Genomic DNA, 25,637 nt, shown 5'->3' with positions numbered 1-25,637 from the left:
GATTGCCGGTGGGCTGCTCAGTCTAACGCGTCGCCGCGGGCGTTTCATCCCGGTTACCGTTCGCGGCGCGTTCGGCCTTGGTGGTGATGTTCTCGAGCATGCCGCGGAAGATCACGCCGTGGAACGGCATGATCGCGAACCAGTACAGCCGGCCGCCCAGCCCGCGCGGGAAGAAGATCGCCCGCTGCTCGTAGCGGGACTTCCGGCCCCCCTCCCGCGGGATCACCCGCAACTCCAACCAGGCGCCGCCCGGGGCCTTCATCTCGGCGCGCAGACGGAGCAACGACCCGCGGTCGATCTCCTCGACCCGCCACCAGTCGAGGGCTTCGCCGGTGTGCAGTCGCCGCGGGTCGCGACGGCCCCGCTTGAGGCCGACCCCGCCGACGATCTTGTCCATCCAGCCGCGGATGACCCACGCGACGGGGAACGAGTACCACCCGTTCTCCCCGCCGATGCCCTCGACGACGTCCCACAGCAGTTCCGGCGGCGCCTCGCAGTCGCGCGCACGCTCGTCGAGATAGACCACTTCTCCCGCCCAATCGGGGTCGGACGGCAGCGGATCCGACGGGGCGCCGTTGTCGGTCGCGTTGGACCAGGTGGTCTCCACCTCGCCGTCCTCGATGCGCCGGAGCGCGAGCCGCACCGACTCCTCGTAGCGGGTCAGGCCACCGTCCGGCGGCGGCACCACCCGGTCGATGTCCCGCTCGTGCGCGATGGCGTCGTACTGCAGCGATTCGATGAGCGGCATGGCGAGACCCCGCGGGATCGGCGTCACGAGTCCGATCCAGTGGCCGGCCAGGCGCGGCGTGAGAACGGGCAGGACCAGCATGCGCCGCTTGCGCAGGCCGGCGACGGCGGCGTAGGTGTTCATCATCTCGCCGTACTGCATGACGTCCGGGCCGCCGATGTCCCAGGTCCGCGAGGTCTCGAACGGTGCCTCGGCCGACTCGATCAGGTAGTGGAGCACGTCCCGCACCGCGATCGGCTGGATCTGGTTGTGCACCCACTTGGGCGTCGTCATGACCGGCAGCCGGTTGGTCAGGTGGCGGATCATCTCGAAGGAGGCGGAGCCGGAACCGATCACGACGCCGGCCTGCAGCACGACGGTGAACACTCCGGACTCGATCAGGATGCGACCGACCTCGGCGCGCGACTTCAGGTGCGGCGAGAGGTCGCCGGTCTCGGGATGCAGACCACCGAGGTAGACGATGCGCCGCACCCCGGCGCCCTTGGCCGCCTCGGCGACGTTCTCGGCGCTCTGCCGCTCGGCCTCCGCGAAGTGATCGGAGCCGCCCATCGAGTGCACCAGGTAATAGACGACGTCGACGTCGCGGAAGGCGTCGTCGAGCGACTCGCGATCCGACAGGTCGCCCTGCACGACCTCGACACCGTCGGCCCACGGGACGTCGCGCAACTTCTGCGGCGACCGCGCGAGCACCCGGACTCGGTACCCCGCCTCCTGCAGGCGCGGAGCCAGCCGACCCCCGATGTAGCCGGTGGCACCGGTGACGAGGACACGCGCTCCCGCGGAATGGTTCATGCACTCCATTCGTAGCAGAGGCCCGCGCACAACGAGTCGGGGCGGACCGATCAGCCGGTTCCGGCGATGAGTCCGACGGCCCCCAGCGCGAGCACCATGCCGACCTTCTGCACCGTGCCCACGCGCTCCCCGAGCATCACCATCGCCAGCAGCACGGTGGCGGCCGGATACAGCGAGGCGATCACGCTCGTCAGCGACAGCAGTCCACCCTGGAAGGCGAACAGCAGCGCGGCGTTGGCGACCACGTCGAGCAGTGCGATGCCCGCCGCCAGGTGCAGCACGCTGCCCCGCGGCGCGGAGAACGACCCGGTGGACAGCGCCACGACCCACACGAGAGCGGTGGCGGCGAGACGGCTCGCCAACAGCGGCCACAATCCCGTGTCGTCGCCCCCGGCACGGTCGAGACACACGAACGTGCCGGCGAACGCCACCCCGGACGCGACCGTGAGCAGCGCGATCCGCGGGGTGAATCGCAACACCCGTCCACCCGCGACCTCGCCCGCCGCCTCGTCCGGGGATTCCTTGCTGACCAGGACGACGGCCACGAGAGCGGCGACGATGCCGACGTAGGCGAGCGTTCCCGGCCGCTCCCCGACCGCGAGACCGATCACCACGGGCACCCCGGCGACGAGCACCGCGGTGACGGGTGAGACGACGGCCATCGGCCCGCCGGCCAGAGCCAGATAGAACCACCACACCGCGACGCCACCGGCGATGCCGGACAGCGCTCCCCAGAGCATCGACGACGTCGTCGGCGATCCACCGACGAACGGGACGGCCACGGCGACGACGATCACCGACACGGGGTACGACACGATGACCACGCGCAGCGCGGCGACCCGGCGCGAGGCGACGCCCCCCACGAAGTCGCTGACGCCGTAACCGACGGCCGCGAGCAACGCGAGGAGAACAGCGGTCAGCGCATGCCCCCGACGACGGAGGTCGTCATCGCATGCCCCCGACGACGGAGGTCGTCATCTCATGCCCTTGATCCGGCGACCGAGCTCGCGGGTCACCTCGCGCTCGGCGGTGCGTCGGGCGAGATCCTGCCGCTTGTCGTAGTCCTGCTTGCCCTTGGCGAGCGCGAGTTCGACCTTGACCTTGCCCTCGTTGAAGTACATCGACAGCGGCACGAGCGTGATGTTGCCTTCCCGCGTCTTGCCCACGAGATGCTCGATCTCCCGCTTGTGCAGCAGGAGCTTGCGGTTGCGACGGGGAGCGTGATTGGTCCAGCTGCCCTGCATGTATTCCGGGATGTGGAGTCCGCGCAGCCAGACCTCACCGTCGTCGACGGTGGCGAAGGCGTCCGCCAGCGACGCCTTGCCGTCGCGCAGGCTCTTCACCTCGGTGCCCACCAGGGCGACGCCCGCTTCGTAGACGTCGAGGATGGTGTAGTTGTGTCGGGCCTTGCGGTTGGTCGCAATGGCCTTGCGACCTTTCTCCTTCACGGTGGATCTCCTCTGTCGGGTCGAGCGAGTGGTGTGGGCCGGTCGTAACGCCGTCGAGCCAAGGATAAGGACGGCGTCCAGCCGTTTGTTCCCGGTGTGCCGTCGCTCTCCGGTGTGCCGTGACTCGCGGGTTCCTAGTGGCGCACGTAGAGGCGCAACGTCACGTACGACGTCACCGTCGCCATCCCGACGCCCACCACCAGAAGCACCGGCGACACCAGGAGGACGTCGCTGGTGGTGATGCGGGCCAGGATGTTGGCCTGGTAGAGATCGCCGAGGACGGAGTCGACGAACCCGGCCTTCGCCGTGAACAGCCCGGCGATCGCGAGCGCCGCGCCGATGAGCGACGCCACCACCGCCTCGAGCAGGAACGGCAACTGGGTGTACCAGCGGGTGGCACCGACCAGGCGCATGATGCCCACTTCGGTGCGGCGGGTGAACGCGGCGATCTGCACCATGTTCGCGATGAGCAGCACGGCGGCGATCGCCTGGACCACCGCGACCGCGAACGCGGCGTTCCGCACACCGGCCAGCACACTGAACAGCCGGTCGACCAGGTCCCGCTGGTTGAGCACGCTCTGCACACCCGGACGCAGACCGAACTCGTCGTCGATCACTCCGAAGCGCTCCGGGTCGCTGAGCTTGACCTTGAACGACGCCGGGAAGCTGTCCGGTGAGACGAGCGAGGCGAGCTCGGGCTGATCGCGGAACACGCGGTCCGTCGCGTCGGCGACGGCGTCGTCCCGGTTCAGGTACTGCACGGACACCACCGACGGCGTCGACTCCAGATCGGAGCGCAACCCCGCGCAGATGTCCGAGGTGCACTGCGGGTCGGTGGACGAGATGTCGTCGGTGAGGAAGATCTGCACCTCGACCCGGTCCAGGAAGATCTGCTGGGTCTTGTTCGCCATCTGCACCACGAGCAGACCGCCACCGAACAGGCCGAGCGAGATCGCCGTCGTGAGGATCATGGCGATGGTCATGGTGATGTTCCGGCGGAGTCCGGTGAAGACCTCGCCGAACAGGAAGCTAGCGCGCACTGGTCGTCTTTCGTCTGCGGTCGGGAATGTCTGCCGGCGTTCGGGGCGGGCTCAGCGGCCGACGCCGTAGACGCCGCGCGCCTCGTCGCGCACCACGCGTCCGTTGTCGAGCTCGACGACGCGTCGGCGCATCGAGTCGACGATGTGGTTGTCGTGGGTGGCCATGAGCACCGTCGTTCCGGTGCGGTTGATGCGCTCGAGCAGCAGCATGATGTCCTGGCTGGTGTCCGGGTCGAGGTTGCCGGTGGGCTCGTCGGCGAGCAGGACCAGGGGACGGTTGACGAAGGCCCGCGCCACCGCGACTCGCTGCTGCTCACCGCCGGAGAGCTCGCTGGGCAGCCGGTCCGCCTTGCCGGACAGGCCCACCAGTTCCAGAACCTCGGGCACCGTGCGTTCGATCATGGCCCGCTGCTTGCCGATCACCTCGAGGGCGAACGCGACGTTCTCGGACACCGTCTTGTTCTGCAGCAGGCGGAAGTCCTGGAAGACGCAGCCGATGGACTGGCGCAACTTGGGCACCCGTCGGCCGGCCAGCTTGGTCACGTCGAAATCCGCGACGCGGATGGTGCCGGACGTCGGCACCTCTTCCCGCAGCAGCAGCCGCATGAACGTCGACTTCCCCGACCCCGAGGGGCCGATGAGGAAGACGAACTCCCCCTTGTCGATGGTCACGGACACCTTGTCCAACGCGGGGCGTGTCGACGACTTGTAGGACTTCGAGACGTTCTCCACGCTGATCACGGGACGCCAGTGTAGCCACCGCCGTCCCCCGGACCCCGGCTACGACGCGCGGGGCCGCGGAGGCGGGGGCACAGCCGCGCGGGGCCGCGGCGCCACGGCCACGCGGGGCCGTGGGGGCGGGGTCACGGCGCCGTCGTCGTCGTCGCCGGCGGGCCGAAGCCCGGAAGGACCGGCAACTGCAGCCCCGGCGCGCGGGTGGTGGTGGTCGGGGCCGTCGTCCCGGTCACCGAGGTAGCGGGATTCGAGCCGTCGGCGTCCGGGTCCTGTGTCGGCGTGACGGCGGTGGTGGTCGGCGTGGTCGAGGTGAACGTCGGCGCGACGGTCGAGCTCGGCACCGGGGCGGGCGTCGTCGTCTCGACGGGGGTCGGCGGGACGTAGACCGGCGAGTTCTCGTTCTTCCTTGGGTCGAAGCGCACTGCGTTCCACAGCAGAAGCACCAGGAGGAACGCGACGACCATCGCCACGGTCGTTGTCCGGAAGCCGCCGGGCAGGTGGCTCGGGACGCGGGAGAGCCAACCCATGCCGGGTCGCGTCCGCGTCTGCTGCTGCGCGCCGGGCGTCTGCTCGGGACGGTCCCGATCGGGGTCCGGCCGTTCGGGGGTCGGCCCGTCGGGGGTCGGCTGATCCGGACTCACTGCACACTCCCCATCGGACGATCCGCGGACAGTTCCGGAGAGACGGTGATGCCGTTGCGTCGCAACGTGATGGCGATACGCGCGCGCAATTCGCGCCCGACCTCGAACTGCTTGCCGGGCAGGGTGCGCGCGACCAGCCGGAGATTCACCTGGTCGACCTCGATGCTCTCGACGCCCATGACGGTCGGCTCGTCGAGGAGCAGCTCCGCGAGCCGGCGGTCCCGGTGCGCCTCCTGGCCCACCGTGCGCAGCAGGTCGGTGACGGCGGACAGGTCGGCGGTGGGCGGGACCGGCACGTCGATGACGGCGCGGGCCCAGTCCTTGGACAGGTTCACCGCCTTGACGATCTGCCCGTTCGGGACGGTGATCACCTCGCCCTCCGCCGATCGGACCCGGGTCACGCGCAGGGTCACGTCCTCGACGGTGCCGACGGCGTCACCGGCCGTGCCGGTGATGGCCAGCTGGACGACGTCGCCGTAGCCGTACTGGCGTTCGGTGATGATGAAGAAGCCCGAGAGGATGTCCTGCACGATGCGCTGTGCGCCGAAGCCCAACGCGGCGCCGAGCACCGTCGCGGGCGCGACGAGGCTGGTGATGGGAAATCCGAGACGCTGCAGCACCCGGATGGCGACCAGCACGTAGATCAGCGCGATCACCACCCAGGTCACCACCTGGGCGACCGAGTGCCGGTGCTTGGCGGTCTCGGTCCGGATCAACGCGTCGGTCTGCTGGTACGTGCGATCGATGCGGCCCGTGATCTTCGCCCCGGCCCAGTTCACCGCACGCGCGGCCAACATGCCCCCGAGGATCCACAGGACGATCTCGAGGAAGTTGTTCTGGAGCCAGAAGACGAAGTCGGGCGGCAGGGGCCAGACGGCGCTCACCGATCACTCCCCGTCGGCACGCATCCGCCAGCGGATGCCGGACTCGATGAACCCGTCGATGTCACCGTCGAGCACCGCCGACGGGTTGTTGACCTCGTGCTCCGTCCGCAGGTCCTTGACCATTTGGTACGGATGCAGCACGTACGACCGCATCTGATTTCCCCACGAGCTACCCCCGTCGCCCTTGAGCGCGTCCATCTCGGCGCGCTCCTCCTTGCGTTTGACCTCGAGCAGCTTGGCCTGGAGCACGCGCATGGCGGACACCTTGTTCTGCAGCTGCGACTTCTCGTTCTGACAGGTCACCACGATGCCCGTCGGGATGTGCGTCAGACGCACCGCCGAGTCCGTGGTGTTGACCGACTGTCCACCGGGCCCGGACGACCGGTAGACGTCCACACGGACGTCGTTCTCCGGAATGTCGATGTGGTCGGTGGTCTCCACGACGGGGAGCACCTCGACCTCGGCGAACGACGTCTGACGACGACCCTGGTTGTCGAACGGGCTGATCCGCACCAACCGGTGGGTGCCCTGCTCGATGGACAGCGTGCCGTAGCTGTAGGGCGCCTTCACCGCGAAGGTCGCGCTCTTGATGCCCGCTTCCTCGGCGTACGAGGTGTCGTAGACCTCGACGCCGTAGCCGTGCTTCTCCGCCCAGCGGATGTACATCCGCATGAGCATCTCGGCCCAGTCCGCCGCGTCGATACCGCCGGCGCCGGAGCGGATGTTGACCAGGGCGTCGCGCTTGTCGTACTCGCCCGACAGCAGCGTGCGCACCTCGAGCTGCTCGATGTCGCCGTGCAGCGACAGACGCTCGGCGTCCGCGTCGGCGGTGGCCTCCGCGGCCGCCTCCCCCTCCTCCGCCTCGGCGAGTTCGTACAGCACGGGAAGGTCGTCGAGGCGCTGCCGCAGCTCCTCCACGCGGCGCAGCTCGGCCTGGGCGTGACTGAGCGTGCTGGTGACCTGCTGGGCGTGGTCCTGGTCGTTCCACAGTTCCGGGTCCGCCGCCTGGTGCTCGAGCTCGTCGATCCGGCGGCGCAGTTCCTCGACGTCGAGGACCGACTCCACCGTCTTGAGGGTCGTGTCGAGTTCGGCGATGTCAGCGGCTACGTCGGGATGCACGCAGACGAGGTTACCGCCAGCGCAGTAGCGTCCTGACCCGTGACTCCGTCCTCCCCCGAGACCACGCCCGACGACCTCCTCCTGGCGCGGCGACTCGCCGACGTCGCCGACGCCATCACCGCCGATCGCTTCCTGGCCGTGGATCTCCGAGTCGACGACAAGCCCGATCTCACCCCCGTGTCGGACGCGGACCTCGCCGTCGAGACCGCCCTGCGCGAGGTGCTGTCGACCGAGCGACCGGACGACGACGTGCTCGGCGAGGAGTTCGGCGGGCGCGCGTCGTTCTCCGGGCGACAGTGGGTGCTCGACCCGATCGACGGAACCAAGAGCTTCGTGCGCGGCGTGCCGATCTGGGCGTCGCTGATCGCGCTGCTGGTCGACGGCGTGCCGGTGGTCGGCGTGGTGAGTGCGCCGGCACTCGGACGGCGATGGTGGGCCGCGAGCGGCCTCGGCGCCTTCGCCACGGTGCACGGCGGGGAGCCGCGCCGCCTGTCCGTCTCGACGGTGCGGTCACCGGCGTCGGCCAGCCTGGGCTTCTCGTCCCTGTCGGGATGGAAGGACGCCGGACTGCGCGAGCCCTTCCTCGACCTCACCGACGAGGTCTGGCGGGTGCGCGGGTACGGGGACTTCCTCTCCTACTGCTTCGTCGCGGAGGGAGCGATCGACATCGCGCTCGAACCCGAGGTGTCGCTGTGGGATCTCGCCCCGCTCGACGTCCTGGTCCGCGAGGCCGGCGGGCGGTTCGGCGGTCTCGACGGCACGGCCGGTCCGCACGCGGGCAGTGCCGTCGCCACCAACGGGTTGTTGCACGACCACGTGCTGGACGCGCTGCGGTCGGGGCGGAACACACAACAGCCGTTGTGACCCGCGGTAACTTACCGCGTGGTAGACACCGAACTTACCGCCGAGTAAGATAGTGCCGTCCCCGACCGAACACCGAGAAACAGCTGGTGATCATGACGAAGAACGGCACCGCCCCTACCGCCGGCACGGGAGCCAAGCGCCCGGTGCGCGACACGTCCGCCCCCGGTCTGAACCCCATCAAGCGTGATGCCATCGGCACCGCGATGCGGGTTCTCACCAAGCTGACCGGGTCCGAGCTGGCCGAGAAGTACAACCTGCGTCAGACCGTCGACCGCGTGACGTACGAGAGCACCAAGACCGGATTCAAGACGCTCGGCGCCGCGACGCGCGCCTTCGGCAAGGTCTCCGGGGGCAGTGACCCGGCCCGGCTGACCGACTCGAGCACCAAGGGTTCGGACTACTTCGACCTCACGCCGGACGACGAGCAGAAGATGATCGTCGAGACCGTCCTCGAGTTCGCCGAGGAGATCATGCGTCCCGCGGCGCACGACGCGGACGAGGCCGCGGCGTCGCCCGACGACCTGGTGGCCCGCGCGGCCGAGCTCGGCGTCACGATGATCAACGTCCCCGAGTCGCTCGACGGCGTCGCGACCGAGCGCAGCGCCGTCACCAACGCGCTCGTCGCGGAGGCGCTGGGCTACGGCGACATGGGCCTGGCGCTGCCGATCCTCGCGCCCAGCGGCGTCGCGGTGGCACTGACGCAGTACGGGTCGGACGCGCAGCAGAAGACCTACCTCCCCGCCTTCAGCGGTGAGAAGGTGCCCGGTGCGGCGCTCGTCGTCACGGAGCCTCGCGCGCTGTTCGACCCCTTCGCGTTGCAGACCAAGGCGGTTCGCTCCCCCAGCGGGTACAAGCTGACCGGCCTCAAGAGCCTGGTCCCCGCCGCCGCATCGGCGGAGCTGTTCATCGTCGCCGCCGAGCTCGACGGCAAGCCCGCGCTGTTCATCGTCGAGTCCGACAGCCAGGGCCTCGTCGTCGAGGCCGATCCCAGCATGGGCCTGCGCGCCGCCGGTCTGGGTCGACTGCATCTCGACGACGTCGCGGTGCCGGAGAGCAACCTTCTCGGTGAGGCCGACGCCGCCACCCGCGTCGCCGACTACACCGACGCGATCCGACTCTCCCGGCTCGGCTGGGCGGCGCTCGCGGCCGGCACGTCCAAGGCCGTCCTCGACTACGTGGTGCCCTACGTCAACGACCGCACCGCGTTCGGTGAGCCCGTCAGCCACCGTCAGGCCGTCGCGTTCATGGTGGCCAACATCGCGATCGAGCTCGACGGTCTGCGCCTGATCGTCCAGCGCGGCGCCTCGCGTGCCGAGCAGGGCCTGTCGTTCGCACGCGAAGCGGCCCTGGCCCGTCGCTTCGCCACCGAGAAGGGCATGCAGATCGGCCTCGACGGCGTCCAGCTCCTCGGTGGTCACGGCTTCACCAAGGAGCACCCGGTCGAGCGGTGGTACCGCGACCTGCGTGCCGTCGGTGTCGCCGAGGGCGTCGTCCTGATCTGATCCCCCACCCACAGCCCGAAGGAACTCTCATGATCAATCTCGAACTCCCTCGCAAGCTCCGGGCGGGGGCCAACCAGGCTCACCAGGTCGCGGCCGAGATCATGCGTCCGGTCTCGCGCAAGTACGACCTCGCCGAGCACGCCTACCCGGTCGAGCTCGACACGATGGCCGCCATGATCGAGGGCATGACCGACGCCGGCAACGACGTCGGTGGCGCCAAGGGTGGCCGCGAATCCGGCGAGCCGAAGCCCAGCAAGACCGCCAACGCCAACGGCGGCAACATGGCCGCGCTGATCAACGTCATCGAAACCTGCTGGGGCGACGTCGGTCTCACGCTGTCGATCCCCTACCAGGGCCTGGGCAACTCGGCCATCGCCGCGGTCGCCACCGACGAGCAGCTCGAGCGCTTCGGCAAGGTGTGGGCGTCCATGGCCATCACCGAGCCCAGCTTCGGTTCGGACTCCGCGGCCGTCAGCACCACCGCCGTGCTCGACGGCGACGAGTGGGTGCTCAACGGCGAGAAGATCTACGTCACCGCGGGTGAGCGCTCCACCCACATCGTCGTGTGGGCCACGGTCGACAAGTCCAAGGGCCGGGCGGCCATCAAGTCGTTCGTCGTCCCGCGGGACGCACCGGGCCTGTCGGTCGCGCGTCTCGAGCACAAGCTCGGCATCAAGGCGTCGGACACCGCTGCTCTGCTGCTCGACAACTGCCGCATCCCCAAGGACAACCTGCTGGGGTCGCCGGACGTCGACACGGACAAGGGCTTCGCCGGCGTCATGCAGACGTTCGACAACACCCGTCCTCTCGTGGCCGGCATGGCCATCGGTGTCGCCCGCGCTGCTCTCGAGGAGCTGCGCAGCATTCTCACCGAGGCGGGCGTCGACATCGATTACGACGCACCGACGTACAGCCTGTCGGCTCCGGCCGCCGAGTACATCCGCCTCGAATCCGACTGGGAGGCCGCGTATCTGCTGGCACTGCGCGCAGCGTGGATGGCGGACAACAAGGAGCCCAACAGCCTTCAGGCTTCCATGTCCAAGGCCAAGGCCGGTCGCAGCGCGTCCGACATCACGCTCAAGGCCGTGGAACTGGCGGGCTCGCTCGGCTATTCGCAGCATCTCCTGCTCGAGAAGTGGGCGCGCGACTCCAAGATTCTCGACATCTTCGAGGGCACGCAGCAGATCCAGCAGCTCATCGTGGCGCGCCGCGTGCTGGGACTGACCTCCGCGCAGCTCAAGTGACGTCGCGCTGACACGTCCGTCGACGGGCCCGACACTGCGGTGTCGGGCCCGTTCTGCGTTCGCAAGTGGCCCGCTCGGTAGTGGCGGCGCCGTTCGGGGTACCCAGGGCCCGTCAGAACGACGTACACGCGCGAGGAGGCACCCGATGGCCGAGTGGGCGAAGAAGATCGAAGAGAAGACGAAGGAGTTCGTCGCCGAGGCCGAGGTCAACCTGGCGCATCTCGAGGGTGCGGACGCCGTGGATCTGGAGGCGGCCGAGGACGGCGACTCCGCCGATCGAACCGCGACCGACCACACCGCAGCCGATCACACCGCGACGGGCGGCGAGGTCACCGAGAACGACGCCCCCACCACCGGTTCGGTGTCCGAGGACCCCGACCTGCGGGACTGACCACACCGCTCCCGCCGACCGTCCCCGCTCCCGCTGACGCTCTACGCGTTCACGGACGGTGCACCGTCCGTGAACGCGTGGAGTGTCATCGGGAATCGGTTCGTCGAACGCGTGATGCACGGGCTGGTGCAGACACCCCACTCCTGTCACAACCCGGTATCGGTCCGATCGGCGAGCACCACCGGGGTTCCACGGTCTGTCAGGGTTCGAGCTGTGACTTTCCGCCCGCACCGTCGCACCGCCTTCGCCGCCATGATGGTCGCCGCATGGCTGATCGCCTCGCCCACGACGGCGTGGGCGCAGCCGGAAGCCTGGCGGTACACCATGGTGGCGTTCAGCAACGCCAGTGACCGCGACCTATCCGTCTACGACTCGTCGAACGGTACGTCGTTCACCGCTGTGCACACATCGGCCTACCGTCCGCCGTCCGGCGTCGTCCGGGACCCCAGCATCTTTCGACACACCGACGGCCTCTACCACCTCACCTACACGACGGTCGACGGCGCCACCATCGGGTTCGCCACCAGTGCGGACCGAGTGAAGTGGACATTCGGTGGGAATCACGCTCTGCCGTTGTGCTGCGCCTTCCTACCCGGCACCGGCGATGGGCGTGGAGTTGTCGACCTTCCGCTGTTCGGATCGGCCGGCTCCTCCGACGGGCCGTCGCTGTCCCCGTTCACCACCAAGGCCTGGGCACCCGAATGGTTCGTCGAGGGTGATGCCGTCCACGTCATCGTGTCGTTGTCCACCGGTGGTGGCTTCGTCCCGCATCTGCTGACTGCGCAGGACGAATCTCTGACCTCCTGGAGCGCCCCGGTGCCGGTGGCGGGTCTCGGCGCCGATCGGATCGACACCACCGTCGTGAAGGTGGGTTCCGAGTATCACGCGTTCACCAAGAACGAGACGAAGAAGACCATCGAGCATCTGGCCTCGCCCACCCTGGTCGGCCCGTATCGTCCGCTGCCGCCGGGCAATTGGGGCGCCCTGCGCGAGGGGCCCGCCGTCGTTCAGCTACCCGACGGCGCGTGGCGTCTCTACTTGGACGCCTACACCGAGGGGCGCTACCTGTACTCGGACAGTGGCGACGGGCTGCAGACGTGGACCGAACCCCGAGAGCTCCCCGGGGTGTCCGGGACCGTCCGTCACATCGGCGTTCTGCGCGAGCCGAGCTGAGACCGGAGTCCCGCCGCCGGATCGGTCGCCCGTTCCGGCTGACGCTGCACACATTTACGGACAGTGCACCGTCCGTGAAGGCGTGGAGCGTCCGCGGTAATCGGGCTTGGCCGCTCCCCACGAGCTCGCGACACCGGACCCGGAAACGACGAAAGCCGGCATCCTCTCGGATACCGGCTTTCGTACGTGGTAGCGGGGACAGGATTTGAACCTGCGACCTCTGGGTTATGAGCCCAGCGAGCTACCGAGCTGCTCCACCCCGCGTCGGCGTCGGGAACCTCTCGGCTCCGTCTGCGGCTGCAAGCGGTACTGCGTTCTTGCTGAACACGAAGTTACCGGACGGCATCGCCGGATTGCAAATCGCCTGCCCGACCGCCCGAACTGCCTGGCCGACGGCCGAAATCGGTGCTCTCCGAGGGTGATCCACGTCTCGCCGAGCCGGTGATCCCGCTCACGGAACGCGGTGCCCGTTCCTGATCCGGAGAACCGGGGATCGCCCCGGTCACCTGCACGGACGCCGCACCGACGCCGATCCGACCCCGGCACGGGATGCCGCTCGGGTGGGTCACGCCGACGTGACGACCCCGTGATCGTTCCGTTACCGTCGCTCGCGGCCCACAACGAGGGCCAGGCCGACCCGCCGCTGGATTCCCACTGCCCCGCGGGTCGGAGACCCGATACGCCACGGGGGCAGGGACCCCGAGAAGCCGACACGGTTCTCGTGTGTCCGACAGCGCCGAGAGGATTCACCCCGTATGACCACTGCACGTAACTTCACCACCCGCGCCCTCGGATACGCCGCTGTCGCCGGCGCCACCGTCGCGATCCCCCTCGGACTCGCCACCGGAACCGCAGGCGCCGCACCGGCCCACAACTGGGACGGCGTCGCGCAGTGCGAGAGCGGTGGCAACTGGGCGATCAACACCGGCAACGGCTACTACGGCGGCCTGCAGTTCTCCCAGAGCACCTGGGCGGCCAACGGTGGCTCGGGCGTCGCGTCCAACGCGTCGAAGGCCGAGCAGATCCGCGTCGCCGAGAACGTGCTGGCCACCCAGGGCGTCGGCGCCTGGCCGGTCTGCGGTCAGTACCTGACCCAGGGCTCGTCCGCGCCGTCCGAGGTGCCCGCCGAGGCGCCCGCCCCGGCTCCGGCCCCCGCCGCCGCACCGGCCCAGCAGTACATCGACCAGGGCGCTGCCGTGGCCGATCAGTACGGCGTCGGCCAGCAGTACCGCGACTTCGTCGCCGCCAACGCCGAGGTGCTCGCCGGACTGGGTCGCTGACCCCGGTTCCCCACACCCCGCAGCACGCAGAACGGCCGCACTCCACGGGGAGTGCGGCCGTTCTGTCGTGTGCGGAACCGGTGTCGTCAGCCGCCGACGCGGTTGTATTCGTCGATCGCCCGCTGCAGGTTGTCGAACGCCTGCCCCAGCTGCGCGAAGTCGCCCGACTGCTGCGCGGTCCGGACGGCTGCGAGCGCGGAGTTCAGGTTGCTCACCGCCGCGTTCAGATCCGCCGGCGCGGAGGTGGACGGTGCCGGAGTGGACGGGGCCGGCGTGGCCTCTCCCTCGGCCGGCGTCGTCGTGCCCGACCCGGCGCTCGGCGACCCGACTTCCTCCTCCGCCTGCGGCGTGGCCGCGTCACCGCCCGGAGCGGTGGCCACGTTGCCCGTCCCGGGTCCGAAGACCTGGTCCAGTGCGCCGGCGAGGGTCGGTGAGTAGCCGACGCGCACGCCGCCTCCCGCACCCGGCTCGCGATAGCTCACGAGAACGCGGGACAACTGCGGGAACGTCGACGTGTTGGTCGTGTTGCGCTCGGTGTACAGCGGCTCGACGTACAGGATGCCGCCGTTGGCGATCGGCAGCGTCAACAGGTTGCCGTACTGGATGCGGTTCGACTGCTGGAGCAACGTCCGGTCGGACGCCACTCGCGTGTCGGAGATCATCGAGTTCTGCGCCTGCTGCGGTCCCTGGGTCTGCGTTGCGGTGGGCAACTGCAACACCGTGAACTTGCCGTAGTTCTCCGGATCGGACCGCACCGAGATGTACGCGGACAGCAACTCCCGGTTGAAGCCCACCATCGCGCTGGTGAGACGGAACGACGGTTGCCCGGTGTCCGGATCACCGATCAGGACGTAGTACGGCGGCTGGTTGAGGTTGGTGCCGCCCTCGATGGTCGGATCGCTCGGCACGGACCAGAACGCGTTGTTGGTGAAGAACTCACCGGGATCGTTCACGTGGTACTTCGCGAGCATCTCGCGCTGCACCTTGAACAGATCCTCCGGGTAGCGGAAGTGCTGGCGCAGTTCGTCCGAGATGTTCTCCTCCGGCTGCACCGCACCCGGGAAGGCACCCATCCACGCCTTGAGCACCGGATCGTCCCGGTCCACCTGGTACAGGTTCACCGAGCCGTCGTAGGCATCGACGGTCGCCTTGACCGAGTTCCGGATGTAGGACACCTCGTCCCGCGGCAGCAGGCGACCGGTGTTGGCGTCGATGCTGTCCTGCACCAGACCCTCGAGCGAGCTGCGCTGCGCGTAGGGGTACTGGTCGAGCGTGGTGTAGGCGTCCACGATCCAGACGATCTTCCCGTCGACCACGGCCGGGTACGAATTGCCGTCCGCGGTGAGCCACGGTGCCACCTTCTGCACGCGCTCCCGCGGATCGCGATTGAAGATGATCTTGGAGTCGTCCCCGATGGCCCCGGAGAACAGGATGTTGCGCTCGGTGTACTTGGCCGCGAACGCCAACCGGTTGAACCAGTTGCCGATGTCGACGCCGCCGGACCCGGTGTAGGTGTAGCGCGAAGTGTCGGTGTCGTACTCCCGCGCGTCCTGGCCCTCGCTCGCGCCGACGATGGCGTAGTCGGGGTTGGACGACGCGATGACCTCGCCGTAGTAGATGCGCGGCTGCTCGACCGGGATGACCTGATCGCCCGCGGCCTGCGACGCGAGGTCGCTCACCGTGTAGATCGGGTAACCGGAGTTGCTGTTGGAGTCCCCGGTCGACCCTTCCTGCACCGCGGCGTTGACGCGGTTGGCCGGTGCTGCCACGAAGCCGTTGCCGTGGGTGTAGACCGTGTGGCGGTTGATCCAGTCGGTCTGGTTTCCGGACAGGCTGGCGGGCTCGAGCTCACGGGCCGCGACGATGTAGTCCTGCAGCTGCCCGTCGATCTCGTAACGGTCGACGTCCAACGTGGACGGGAACCCGTAGAAGTTCTTCAGCTGCTGCTGCTGGGTGAAGGTGCGGGAGAGCACGTTCGGATCCAGCAGGCGGGTGTTGGCGATGGTGGTCTGATCCGCCGGCACGTCCCGCGGCGACGCGGTGCCGTCACCCGAGTAGTCCTCGTAGGTGACCGTGTCGTCGGTGATGCCGTAGGCGTCTCGCGTCGCGGTGATGTTGCGCTCGATGTACGCGCGCTCCTTGTCCGCGGCGTTGGGGCGCACGGAGAACTGCTCCACGACGAGTGGCCAGACGGCGCCGACCAGGATCGACGAGAGCACCAGCAGTGCGGTGGCCAGAGCCGGGATGCGCAGGTCGCGGAGGAAGATAGCCGCGAAGAACGCGCCCGCACAGATGACGGCGATCGCGAGCAGGATCAGCTTCGCGGGCAGGACCGCGTTGATGTCGGTGAAGCCGGGACCGGTGAACGTCGGTTCCTTGCGGCTGCTGGAGAGCAACGCGTACCGGTCGAACCAGTACGCCACGGCCTTGAGCACCACGAACGTGCCGGCGAGCACGGCCAACTGCACGCGCGCGGACGAGGTGAGCGCACCCTCCCGGCCGCTGAGCCGCAGCCCGCCGAAGATGTAGTGGGTCACCAGCGCCGCGAAGAACGCCAACACGACGGCGACGAAGAGCCAGTTCAGGATCGAGCGGTAGAACGGCAGGTCGAACGCGTAGAAGCCGACGTCGAGGTCGAACTGCGGATCGCGCACACCGAAGGACCCGCCGTGCAGGAACATCTGCACGGTGATCCAGTTGCCCTGCGCCACCAGGCCGCTGAGGACGCCGATGACGACGGGGACGCCGACACCGAACAGCCGCAGCCGACCCATGACGGTGGTGCGGTAGCGCGCGATCGGATCGTTGGGACCGGCGGTGGGCACGAACACCGGACGCGACCGGTACGCGAACGCCAACGCGCCGAACACGATTCCGCCGACCAGCACCGCGACCACGAGGAAGGTGATCAGGCGCGTCAGCAGCACCGTGGTGAACACGGTGCGGAAGCCCACCTCGCCGAACCACAGCCAGTCCGTGTAGGTGTCCACCAATCGCGGACCGACGAGCAGCAGCACGGCCATCACGACCGCGACGACGAGCAGGGTTCGACCGCGTCTCGAGAGAGACGGCATGCCGGTTGGGGGCCTCATGCCCACGTGTCACACTCCAAAGTCTTCGCGAGTACCGGTCGTGACACCACCGAAGGTGACACCACCGAGCGACACCGCATGTCCGTTTCGGACCACTGTACGGACAGCCCGCCTCCGCCGGGTGGGGGGCTCGGTCGACACCCGGTCGGTGCGAGAATGGCCGTCGTGACGTGCACGACGACCGGCAGAACGACCAGCGAGAGGCAGACATCGTGACCGACTTCGGGGACGTGACCGGCGAGGCCGCGCTCGCGCGCGCCGTGCGCGAGATGGTCGCCTACGTCGAGTCCTCCGGCTGGGACCAGGGTCCGCAACTCTTCGCGCTGGTGCCCACCGAGGACCTGGTGGCCGCCGAACCGGGCCTGCTCGCCGAACTCGAGGACGGCGCCGTCCTCACGCCGATCGCTCAGGACCGCCTGCCGGCCGACGTCGCGGGCGGCTCACGCGCACTCGACGAGTTCCTGGGCACCACAAGCTGGCCGTCGTCGGTGGCGGGCTGCGCCCTGGTCGAGGAGATCGTGGTCCTGCCGCCCGACGCCGAGGCCGACCTCGACAGCGCTCTCGCTCCCCTGCTGTCCGACCGGGACGCCGCCGATCACGCGGCTCGCATCGCGGCCGAGGACCATCCCGATCGTCGCGACGCGCGCCTGATCGTGGGGGTGCTCCGCGACGGGCCGTCGTTGGCGCTGCTGCAGCTGCGGCCCGACGACGAGGACGACGACGGCTTCGGCTCCGACGGCGACCTGCTCACGTACGACGACCTCGCGCCCAACGTGGTCGCCGCCCTGTACGCGACCCTCGACGCCGAGCCCGAGGACTGAGCTCCGGACGCTAGGAGCAGCTGGGCGCGTCGCCGCCCTCGGTGAGGTTGCCCAGGGCGTCGACCGCTCCGCCGACGTCGGTGACGCGGACCAGGCGCAGTCCGTCGGGAGCGTTCGCCGCGGCCTCGGCGCAGTTGTCCGCCGGCACCAGGAACGTCGTGGCTCCCGCCTCGCGCGCCGCGACCAGCTTGTACGGGATGCCGCCGATCGGCCCGACGGTGCCGTCGGGATCGATGGTTCCGGTGCCGGCCACGAACGCGCCGCCGCTCAGGTCGCCCGGCGTCAGCTTGTCGATCACCGCGAGGGTGAACATCAGACCGGCCGACGGTCCCCCGACGTCGGCGAGGTTGAAGGTCACGTCGAACGGCACCTCGGGCTCCTCGGTCAGGGTGACGCCGAGGTACCCGCGCTCGCCGTCGTCGGGACGCGGACCCACGGTCACCGTCTCGGTGAAGGGCGCGTCGCCGCGGACGCCCTCGATGGTCACCCGGTCGCCCGGCGACACCGAACCCACCGCGTTCCGCACGTCCTCGGCGGTCGTCACCGCGGTGCCGTTCACCGTCGTCACGCGATCTCCGTCTCGCAGCACGCTCGCGGCCGGCACGCCGTCGCCGACCTCGGCGATCGTCAGTTCCGTCGGCAGATCGAGGTAGCGGAGCGCGGCGAGTTCCGCGCTGTCCTCGGAGCGGGTGAAGTCCGCCTGGTTGGCCTGCTCGACCTCCTCACGGCTGCGGTCCGGCGGATACACCTGATCCCGCGGCACCAGGCCCTGCCGCCCGCTCAGCCACAGTCCGAGCGCGTCGAACACGGTGAGTCCGTCCCGCACGGCGACCGTGGTCATGTTGAGGTGGCCGCCCGGCTCGTCGATACGCGTCGCACCCGTGGGGTCCTCGATGTCAACCACCGGGGCACCGTCGACCTCGCCCAAGGTGTCGAACGTCGGCCCCGGTCCCAGTGCGGCGAACGGGACGACGACCGTCGACCCGAGGACGCCGAGTACCACCACCGGCACCAGTGCGACCAGTAGCGTCGCGATCCGTCGATTCACCCGCACCACCCTAGAGAACGCGTCGGGCCGGCCGGTGTTCGCGCTCGGCGCACGCCGAGACCGGGTCCGCCCCGAACCGGAGCCAGTACCGTTGGGGCATGAACAACACTCCCTTCGGATTCTCGAACTCCGACGACGACGGCGAGGACGAGTCCTCGCGCCGCGCGGGAGGTGGGGAGAACCCGTTCGCGGCGTTCGGCGGAGGCGCGCAGGGATTCGACCCCGCGGCACTCGGTCAGATGTTCACCCAGATGGGCCAGATGCTCAGCGGCATGGGTCAGCCCGGGCAGCAGAGCGGCCCGGTGAACTACGCCCTGGCGGCGAAGCTCGCGCGCCAGCAGATCGGCACGACCGACCCGGTGCGGGAGGGGTCGCGCACCGCCATCCGCGACTCCGCCCACCTGGCGGAGCAGTGGCTGAACGAGGCCACCATTCTCCCGGCCGGTGCCACGCGCACCGAGGCCTGGACCCCGCAGGAGTGGCTCGACCGGACGCTCGACACCTGGAAGCGCCTGTGCGACCCGGTCGCCGAACAGATCTCCGGAATGTGGACCTCCGCCCTGCCGCCGGAAGCCCAGCAGATGATGGGCCCGATGATTGGGATGCTCGGCTCGATGGGCGGCATGGCCTTCGGCTCGCAACTGGGCCAGGCCCTCGGTCAGCTGGCCAAGGAAGTGCTCACCAGCACGGACATCGGACTGCCGCTCGGGCCGGCGGACACGGCGGCGCTGCTGCCGGAGGCGGTCGCGGCGTTCGCCGAGGGCACCGAATTGCCCGAGCGCGAGGTCCTGGTCTTCCTCGCCGCCCGTGAGGCAGCGCACCACCGCCTCTACTCCCACGTGCCGTGGCTGCGTCAGCGGGTGCTCGCCACCGTGGAGGAGTACGCGCGGGGTATCCGCATGGACTTCGGCGCCATCGAGGAGGCCGCTCGCGGGATCGACCCGTCCGCCCTGACCGACCCGTCGCAGCTCGAGAAGATCCTGCAGCAGGGCACGTTCGAGCCGCAGACAACGCCGGAGCAGAAGGCGGCCCTCGAACGCCTCGAGGTGCTGCTGGCCCTCGTCGAGGGCTGGGTGGACACCGTGGTCGCCGCCGCTCTGGGCGACCGCATTCCGGGCGCCGGGGCGTTGGCCGAGACGATGCGTCGTCGTCGCGCCTCGGGCGGCCCCGCCGAGCAGACCTTCGCCACCCTCGTCGGGCTCGAACTCCGCCCGCGCAAGGTGCGCGAGGCGGCCGAGCTCTGGCGCCGACTCGGCGAGGGTGCCGGCATCGACGGACGCGACGGCGTGTGGGCTCATCCCGATCTGCTGCCCGATGCGGGCGATCTCGACGACAACGCGGCCTTCGTCGACCGGATCGTCGGAGGGGACACCGGAACGTTCGACGACCCGATCGCCCAGCTCGAGGAGTTCGAACGCAAGCGGGCGAACGACGCTGCGCGCGAAGGGAAGTCGGACGACGACGACCGGCGCGACGGACCGGAGAGCGGCCCCGCCCCGGTGTGATCGCGCCTGTGGACAACGGGCCCCGATCGCCGCTGCGCACGGGGCTCGGTGTGCAACAGTCCCCGCCATGGTCGACACCACCGCAGCGGGTCACCCGCGACTGATCCGCAACCTGGTTCTGCTCGCTCGACGTGACGAGCGCGTCCAGATCGGCTGGGATCCCGACGATCGACTCGTCCTGACCCCGCCGCCGGGCGTCACCGCCGACACCATGATCGGGGTCCTGCGACTCCTCGACGGATATCACTCGGTGCCGGACGTGGCGTGGCGCGCCGAACGACGCGGTGTCGACTCGGCCGCCGTGTCGGCCGTCGTGCGGTTGCTGAGCGAGGCCGGGCTCGTCGAGCGCACGCCGACCGCCCACTCCCCGGCCCGAACGGTCCTGATCGTCGGTCGCGGTCCGCTCGCCGACGCCGTCGGCGCGGGTCTGCGCCGCGGGGCCACGGTGGATCGGCGCTCGGCGGCAGTGGTCGACCATCACCCCACCTGTCCGCGCACGCTGCCGCGGGATCTCGCGGCCGTGGTGCTCACGGATTCGGTGGTCACCGCGCCGGACGTGGTCCGTCTGCTCATGCACGACGAGATCCCCCACCTGCCGGTGCGCTGCCGCGACGGAGTGGGGGTGGTCGGGCCGTTCGTCGTTCCCGGTCACACGGCGTGTCTGCACTGCGTCGACCTCACCCGATGCGACCTCGACCGGGACTGGCCCTACCTCGCGGCCCAGCTCGACGGCCACGCCGCGTCCGCCACGCCCCCGACCGTAGCGGCCACCGCCGCCTTCGCGGTCGCGCGGGTGCACGACTTCCTGGGCCGGCATACGCGGTGGTCGGACAAGACGGCGCTGCACCGCCGGTCACCGCCGGCCATGGGCCACCGCCGAGATGTGATGATGGGTCACAGCCAGGAAATCGACGCCGAGGCGGGGACCGTGCACAGACGGCCGTGGCACCGGCACCCGGTCTGCCCCTGCTCCGGGCACGTCCCCGTCTGATCCGACATGATGGATGACATGCCCGACATTCCGCGTAGCAGCTCCGCCCGCACCGCCAAGCTCGCCAGCATCCCGCTCGGCATGGCGGGCCGAGCGGCCGTGGGCTTCGGGCGCAAGCTCGCGGGCGGCAATCGCGCGGAGATCGACGCCGAACTGACCGCCAAGGCCGCGGAGCAGATGTTCGCCGTGCTCGGCGAGCTCAAGGGCGGCGCCATGAAACTCGGTCAGGCGCTCAGCGTCATGGAGGCCGCGGTTCCGGAGGAGATGGCCGGTCCGTACCGAGAAGCCCTGACCAAGCTGCAGGCGGAAGCGCCGCCGATGCCGGCCAAGACGGTGCACCGTGTGCTCGATCAGCAGTTGGGCACCGCGTGGCGATCGCGCGTCACCGACTTCGACGACGAGCCGGTGGCGTCGGCCAGCATCGGTCAGGTGCATCGGGCCACCTGGTCCGACGGCCGGGCCGTGGCGGTGAAGATCCAGTACCCCGGTGCCGACGACGCGCTCCGCGCCGATCTCAAGACCCTGTCGCGGTTCGTCGGGTTGCTCGGCACGCTCGCGCCCGGCACCGACGTCCGAGCCGTGCTGGACGAGATGTCGGCCCGCACCGAGGAGGAACTCGACTACCGCATCGAGGGCGAGAACCAGCGTGCGTTCGCCGCGACCTACGACGGCGATCCGCGCTTCGCCGTTCCCAAGGTCGTCGCCAGCGCCCCGAAGGCCGTCATCACCGAATGGATGGACGGCACCGCGCTGTCGAAGATCGTTGCCTCGGGCACCCCCGAGCAGCGCAACACCGCCGGTGAGAACCTCGCGCGTTTCCATTTCGAGTCGGCGGCGCGGGTCCGCCGCCTGCACGGTGATCCCCACCCCGGCAATTTCAAGCTGCTGGACGACGGCCGGCTCGGGGTCATCGACTTCGGCGCCTGCCTGTCCCTGCCCGACGGCCTGCCCCCCGAGCTGGGACGCATGGTGCGCCTGTCCCGCGACGAGGAGTTCGACGAGCTGAACACCCTCATGCGCGAAACCGGGTTCGTCCTGCCGGGGCACACCGTGACCGACCAGGAGATCGCGGACTACCTCCGGCCCTTCACCGATCCGATCAAGACCGAGTCCTTCCATTTCACCCGAAAGTGGATGCAGGACACCGCGGGCCGTGCGGCGGACTTCTCCGGTCCACAGTTCCGCACGGCCCGCTCGCTCAACCTGCCGCCGCAGTACGCGGTGATCTTCCGCGTACTGATGGGGTCGGTCGGCATCTGCGCGCAACTCGACGCCTACGCCCCGTACATGGCCATCCTCACCGAGTGGATGCCCGGGTTCGCGGACTGATCGGGCCCGGGTCGGCCTGGTCGGTCGGGGCCCGCTCACGCGGACCGGGGCCCGCTCACGCACCGCCGTCGGACGGCGCGTTCTTCCGAGGGCGTCCCCGCGAGCGTTTGCGCGCGATGATGCGTCCCTGATCGAAGATCTCGCCGCCCCAGACGCCCCAGGGCTCGGCGCGTTCCAACGCCGCGTCCAGACACCACGTTCGCACCGGACAGTCGGCGCAGAGGGCCTTGGCACGGTCGAGAGCCGCCGGGGACTCGGCGAACCACAGGTCGGGGTCACCGCGGTGACACGGAAGCGATCGGGTTTCCGCGGTCGTCGCGGCGACGACCTCCATCCCGTGGTGGTCGGCGCGAGTCGCCTCGAATGCGAGGGTCACGTCGTTCTCCTGTTCTGACGTCCGTCACGAAGGGGGGTGGGAATCCGTGACGGACGTCGAACGAGGACTCGAACGACGAAGGCCACGGATCGCGGGCAGCGAATCCGTGGCCTGATGGCAGGGCGGGGGTCCGGGGGGACTACTCCCGCCAGGGTCCTGCTCTCACGGATTCCGGGGATACCCGGCGCTCACGAATGCCGCGCGGCAGTAGAGCCACGGGCGCGACACGAGGCGCGACGGGCGCAGCGGCCGCCACGACGGTGTTCGCGCCGCAGGGTGCCGACACGACGGCGAATGCAGTGTTGTTGTCCACGGAGAACACCTCCCTCGAGAGCGAACGGCCGGCCGGCCGGAACAGGGCACCGACCCCATCGGTCGGTGCGAGAACGACAGTAAACCGGGGCGGACCGACCGCACAACCCATTTTCCACCTGCGAGGATGCACTGTCGCGCGCTCCCCGACCGCGTCCGACTAGCGGGTCGCGCGCTCCCCGACCGCGTCGATTAGCGGGTCGCGCGCTCCCCGACGATGGCGAGGACGTCGGCGCCGAACCGTTCCAGCTTCTTCGCACCGATTCCGGGGATGGCCACGAGCGAGCGGTCGTCGCGCGGCCGCTGCTCGGCGATCGCGGTCAACGTGTTGTCGCTGAACACCACGTACGCCGGCACCTTCAACGTCTTCGACGTCTCCGACCGCCACTCCCGCAGCGCCTCGAGGAGCGGGACGTCGACGTCGGACGGGCACTTCTCGCACCGACCCAACATGGTGGCCACCGTGCCGATCACCGGAGATCCGCAGACCCGGCACACCGGACGCTTGCGCGTCGGTGTGGCCGCCGCGATACGCGAGGCCGGAGACGACTCCGGCACCAGATCCACCAGGAACCGCGACCGTCGCCGAGACTTGCGTCCGCCCTCGTTGCGGGCCAGGGCCCACGACAGTTCCAGGTGCATCCGTGCCCGGGTGACCCCCACGTACAGCAGCCGACGTTCCTCCTCGACCGCGGCCTCGTCCGGCGCGGACGAGCTGTCACCCAGCGCGTGACTGATCGGCAGCGTTCCGTCGACCAACCCCACCAGGAAGACGGCGTCCCACTCCAGACCCTTCGCCGCATGCAACGACGCCAGGGTCACGCCCTCCACGGTCGGTGGGTGCCGCGCCTCGGCGCGGGTGCGTAGTTCGGCGAGCAGTCCGTCGAGGTCCAGATCGGGGACCTGCTCGAGCAGATCGCTGGTCAACGCCACGAGCGCGCGCAGGGCAGCCCACTTCTCCCGCGCCTGCGCACCGGTGGGTTCGGTGGCCGTCAGACCCTGCGGAGCCAGCACCGCCTCGACGAACCGCACGATTCCGGGGCCTCGCCGTGCGTCGTCCGGCAGATCGTCCCGCGCCGCACCGGACCGGATGGCCGAGACGGCGCTGCGCACGTCCGCGCGCTGGAAGAAGCTCTCCCCGCCGCGCACCTGATACGGAATCTCCAGATCGGTCAGCGCCTGCTCGTGCGCCTCCGACTGGGCGTTGATGCGGTAGAGCACGGCGATCTCCGACGGCCGCACGCCCTCACGGATCAGCCGCTGCACCGTGCGCGCAACACCGGCCGCCTCGGACACCTCGTCGTCGTACTCGACGAACGTCGGCGCGGGCCCCGCCGGCCGCTGCCCCACCAGCTGCAGCCGAGTTCCGGCGATGCGACCGCGGGCGGCACCGATGACCTGATTGGCCAGCTCCACCACCTGCGGGGTCGACCGGTAGTCGCGTTCGAGACGGACCACCGTCGCGTCCGGGAAGCGCCGCGAGAAGTCGAGCAGGTACTTCGGGGTGGCGCCGGTGAACGAGTAGATGGTCTGGTTCGCGTCCCCGACCACCGTCAGATCGTCGCGCTCCCCCACCCACGCGTCGAGCACCCGCTGCTGGAGCGGCGTGACGTCCTGGTACTCGTCCACCACGAAGCAGCGGTACCGCTCGCGGAACTCCTGCGCGACCGCGGGACTGGTCTCGAGGGCCGCCGCGGTGTGGAGCAGCAGATCGTCGAAGTCGAGCAGCACGGCATCGGGATCACGGTTCTTGAGCTGCTCGTACCCCTCGTACACCGCCGCCACCCGATCCGCGTCCGTCGGGGTGTCCCGGTGCAACCGCGCCACTGTCGCCGCGTAATCCTGCGGCGCGACCAGGGACGCCTTGGCCCACTCGATCTCGCCCGCGAGGTCGCGGATGCTGTCGGTCGACGTCGAGGCGCCGGCCGCGGACGCCGCCTGACCGACCACACCGAACTTGCGATCGAGCAACCGCCAGTCGGTGGTGCCGACGACCTGCGGCCAGAAGTACTTGAGCTGGCGCATGGCCGCCGCGTGGAAGGTGCGCGCCTGCACCTGGCCGCCGTCGTTCGCGATCCCGAGCAGCCGCAACCGCTCCCGCATCTCGCCCGCCGCGCGTGCGGTGAAGGTGACCGCGAGGACCTGACCGGGCTTGACGTGGCCGTGCGAGACCAGGTGGGCGATCCGGCGGGTGATGGTGCGCGTCTTGCCCGTTCCCGCGCCGGCGAGCACGCACACCGGACCGCGAGGGGCGAGGACGGCCGCCGATTGTTCGGGGTCGAGTCCCTCCACGGCGTCGGTT

Annotated in this window: 22 protein-coding genes and 1 tRNA gene; 10 read left to right on the top strand and 13 right to left on the bottom strand. The window is 69.7% G+C overall.

Features of this window, described 5'->3' with window-relative positions; genetic code table 11:
* Window positions 1-22: 22 nt before the first annotated feature.
* The 8 genes from HQ603_RS04325 to prfB all read right to left on the bottom strand — a co-directional run bounded on the left by HQ603_RS04325 (window position 23) and on the right by prfB (window position 7,407).
* Window positions 23-1,540 (bottom strand): SDR family oxidoreductase, encoded by a 1,518-nt coding sequence (locus HQ603_RS04325; protein WP_222683094.1) that lies wholly within the window; start codon window positions 1,538-1,540, stop codon window positions 23-25.
* A 50-nt stretch (window positions 1,541-1,590) separates the two neighbouring features.
* A complete protein-coding gene (locus HQ603_RS04320) occupies window positions 1,591-2,460 on the bottom strand; it encodes a DMT family transporter (RefSeq protein WP_222683308.1) in 870 nt (289 codons plus the stop codon).
* Window positions 2,461-2,514: 54 nt separating this feature from the next.
* Window positions 2,515-2,988 (bottom strand): SsrA-binding protein SmpB, encoded by a 474-nt coding sequence (gene smpB / locus HQ603_RS04315; protein WP_222683092.1) that lies wholly within the window; start codon window positions 2,986-2,988, stop codon window positions 2,515-2,517.
* Between the two features lie 134 nt (window positions 2,989-3,122).
* On the bottom strand, window positions 3,123-4,028 hold the full coding sequence (ftsX, locus tag HQ603_RS04310) for a permease-like cell division protein FtsX (RefSeq protein ID WP_222683091.1): 906 nt from the start codon (window positions 4,026-4,028) through the stop codon (window positions 3,123-3,125).
* A 51-nt stretch (window positions 4,029-4,079) separates the two neighbouring features.
* Window positions 4,080-4,769: a cell division ATP-binding protein FtsE gene (gene ftsE, locus HQ603_RS04305; RefSeq protein WP_222683089.1), complete on the bottom strand. Its 690-nt coding sequence runs from the start codon at window positions 4,767-4,769 to the stop codon at window positions 4,080-4,082.
* A 122-nt stretch (window positions 4,770-4,891) separates the two neighbouring features.
* On the bottom strand, window positions 4,892-5,404 hold the full coding sequence (locus HQ603_RS04300; RefSeq protein ID WP_222683087.1) for a hypothetical protein: 513 nt from the start codon (window positions 5,402-5,404) through the stop codon (window positions 4,892-4,894).
* Window positions 5,401-6,201: a mechanosensitive ion channel family protein gene (locus tag HQ603_RS04295; RefSeq protein WP_222683307.1), complete on the bottom strand. Its 801-nt coding sequence runs from the start codon at window positions 6,199-6,201 to the stop codon at window positions 5,401-5,403. Before HQ603_RS04295 ends, HQ603_RS04300 begins: the two co-directional genes overlap by 4 nt.
* Before the next feature lie 90 nt (window positions 6,202-6,291).
* The gene (prfB, locus tag HQ603_RS04290) at window positions 6,292-7,407 is read right to left on the bottom strand and encodes a peptide chain release factor 2 (protein WP_222683085.1); all 1,116 of its coding nucleotides are present in this window, start codon (window positions 7,405-7,407) and stop codon (window positions 6,292-6,294) included.
* A gap of 39 nt (window positions 7,408-7,446) precedes the next feature.
* Here prfB and HQ603_RS04285 point away from each other — a divergent pair, with 39 nt between their 5' ends.
* From HQ603_RS04285 to HQ603_RS04265, 5 genes are all read left to right on the top strand, one after another.
* Window positions 7,447-8,271 (top strand): inositol monophosphatase family protein, encoded by an 825-nt coding sequence (locus tag HQ603_RS04285; RefSeq protein ID WP_222683083.1) that lies wholly within the window; start codon window positions 7,447-7,449, stop codon window positions 8,269-8,271.
* 92 nt (window positions 8,272-8,363) lie between these two features.
* Window positions 8,364-9,773: an acyl-CoA dehydrogenase family protein gene (locus tag HQ603_RS04280; protein ID WP_222683082.1), complete on the top strand. Its 1,410-nt coding sequence runs from the start codon at window positions 8,364-8,366 to the stop codon at window positions 9,771-9,773.
* Window positions 9,774-9,802: 29 nt separating this feature from the next.
* Entirely contained in the window at window positions 9,803-11,017 is a 1,215-nt protein-coding gene (locus HQ603_RS04275; protein WP_222683080.1) for an acyl-CoA dehydrogenase family protein, read from the top strand.
* Between the two features lie 145 nt (window positions 11,018-11,162).
* Window positions 11,163-11,408: a hypothetical protein gene (locus HQ603_RS04270; RefSeq protein WP_222683079.1), complete on the top strand. Its 246-nt coding sequence runs from the start codon at window positions 11,163-11,165 to the stop codon at window positions 11,406-11,408.
* A gap of 252 nt (window positions 11,409-11,660) precedes the next feature.
* Window positions 11,661-12,581, top strand: a complete 921-nt coding sequence (locus HQ603_RS04265) for an arabinofuranosidase (RefSeq protein ID WP_222683305.1) — start codon at window positions 11,661-11,663, stop codon at window positions 12,579-12,581.
* Window positions 12,582-12,768: 187 nt separating this feature from the next.
* Here HQ603_RS04265 and HQ603_RS04260 read toward each other — a convergent pair.
* Window positions 12,769-12,845: transfer RNA gene (locus tag HQ603_RS04260), tRNA-Met, on the bottom strand.
* A 491-nt stretch (window positions 12,846-13,336) separates the two neighbouring features.
* On the opposite strand from HQ603_RS04260, the gene HQ603_RS04255 reads away from it, so the two are divergent.
* Window positions 13,337-13,861, top strand: coding sequence for a transglycosylase family protein (locus HQ603_RS04255; RefSeq protein WP_222683078.1), 525 nt, complete (start codon window positions 13,337-13,339; stop codon window positions 13,859-13,861).
* 86 nt (window positions 13,862-13,947) lie between these two features.
* Here HQ603_RS04255 and HQ603_RS04250 read toward each other — a convergent pair whose 3' ends face one another.
* Window positions 13,948-16,959: a UPF0182 family protein gene (locus HQ603_RS04250; RefSeq protein ID WP_222683076.1), complete on the bottom strand. Its 3,012-nt coding sequence runs from the start codon at window positions 16,957-16,959 to the stop codon at window positions 13,948-13,950.
* A gap of 206 nt (window positions 16,960-17,165) precedes the next feature.
* On the opposite strand from HQ603_RS04250, the gene HQ603_RS04245 reads away from it, so the two are divergent.
* A complete protein-coding gene (locus tag HQ603_RS04245) occupies window positions 17,166-17,774 on the top strand; it encodes a PPA1309 family protein (protein WP_308126353.1) in 609 nt (202 codons plus the stop codon).
* A gap of 10 nt (window positions 17,775-17,784) precedes the next feature.
* Here the strand turns inward: HQ603_RS04245 and HQ603_RS04240 are convergent, their stop codons facing one another.
* Window positions 17,785-18,822: a YlbL family protein gene (locus tag HQ603_RS04240; RefSeq protein WP_222683075.1), complete on the bottom strand. Its 1,038-nt coding sequence runs from the start codon at window positions 18,820-18,822 to the stop codon at window positions 17,785-17,787.
* A gap of 98 nt (window positions 18,823-18,920) precedes the next feature.
* On the opposite strand from HQ603_RS04240, the gene HQ603_RS04235 reads away from it, so the two are divergent.
* From HQ603_RS04235 to HQ603_RS04225, 3 genes are all read left to right on the top strand, one after another.
* Window positions 18,921-20,327: a zinc-dependent metalloprotease gene (locus HQ603_RS04235; protein ID WP_222683073.1), complete on the top strand. Its 1,407-nt coding sequence runs from the start codon at window positions 18,921-18,923 to the stop codon at window positions 20,325-20,327.
* Window positions 20,328-20,394: 67 nt separating this feature from the next.
* Window positions 20,395-21,318 (top strand): MarR family transcriptional regulator, encoded by a 924-nt coding sequence (locus tag HQ603_RS04230; RefSeq protein ID WP_222683071.1) that lies wholly within the window; start codon window positions 20,395-20,397, stop codon window positions 21,316-21,318.
* An 18-nt stretch (window positions 21,319-21,336) separates the two neighbouring features.
* Window positions 21,337-22,647: an ABC1 kinase family protein gene (locus tag HQ603_RS04225; protein WP_371830959.1), complete on the top strand. Its 1,311-nt coding sequence runs from the start codon at window positions 21,337-21,339 to the stop codon at window positions 22,645-22,647.
* A gap of 55 nt (window positions 22,648-22,702) precedes the next feature.
* Here the strand turns inward: HQ603_RS04225 and HQ603_RS04220 are convergent, their stop codons facing one another.
* Both HQ603_RS04220 and HQ603_RS04215 read right to left on the bottom strand, forming a co-directional pair.
* Complete coding sequence (locus tag HQ603_RS04220; protein WP_222683301.1) at window positions 22,703-22,981, bottom strand: WhiB family transcriptional regulator; 279 nt, start codon at window positions 22,979-22,981, stop codon at window positions 22,703-22,705.
* Window positions 22,982-23,527: 546 nt separating this feature from the next.
* Complete coding sequence (locus HQ603_RS04215) at window positions 23,528-25,627, bottom strand: ATP-dependent DNA helicase UvrD2 (RefSeq protein ID WP_222683299.1); 2,100 nt, start codon at window positions 25,625-25,627, stop codon at window positions 23,528-23,530.
* Window positions 25,628-25,637 lie beyond the last annotated feature (10 nt).

It is taken from the genome of Rhodococcoides corynebacterioides, from assembly GCF_019834675.1.
Taxonomy (GTDB): Bacteria; Actinomycetota; Actinomycetes; order Mycobacteriales; family Mycobacteriaceae; genus Rhodococcoides; species Rhodococcoides corynebacterioides_A.
The sequence above is the reverse complement of the archived record's forward strand: the minus strand, read 5'-3'. Positions and strand labels throughout refer to the sequence as shown.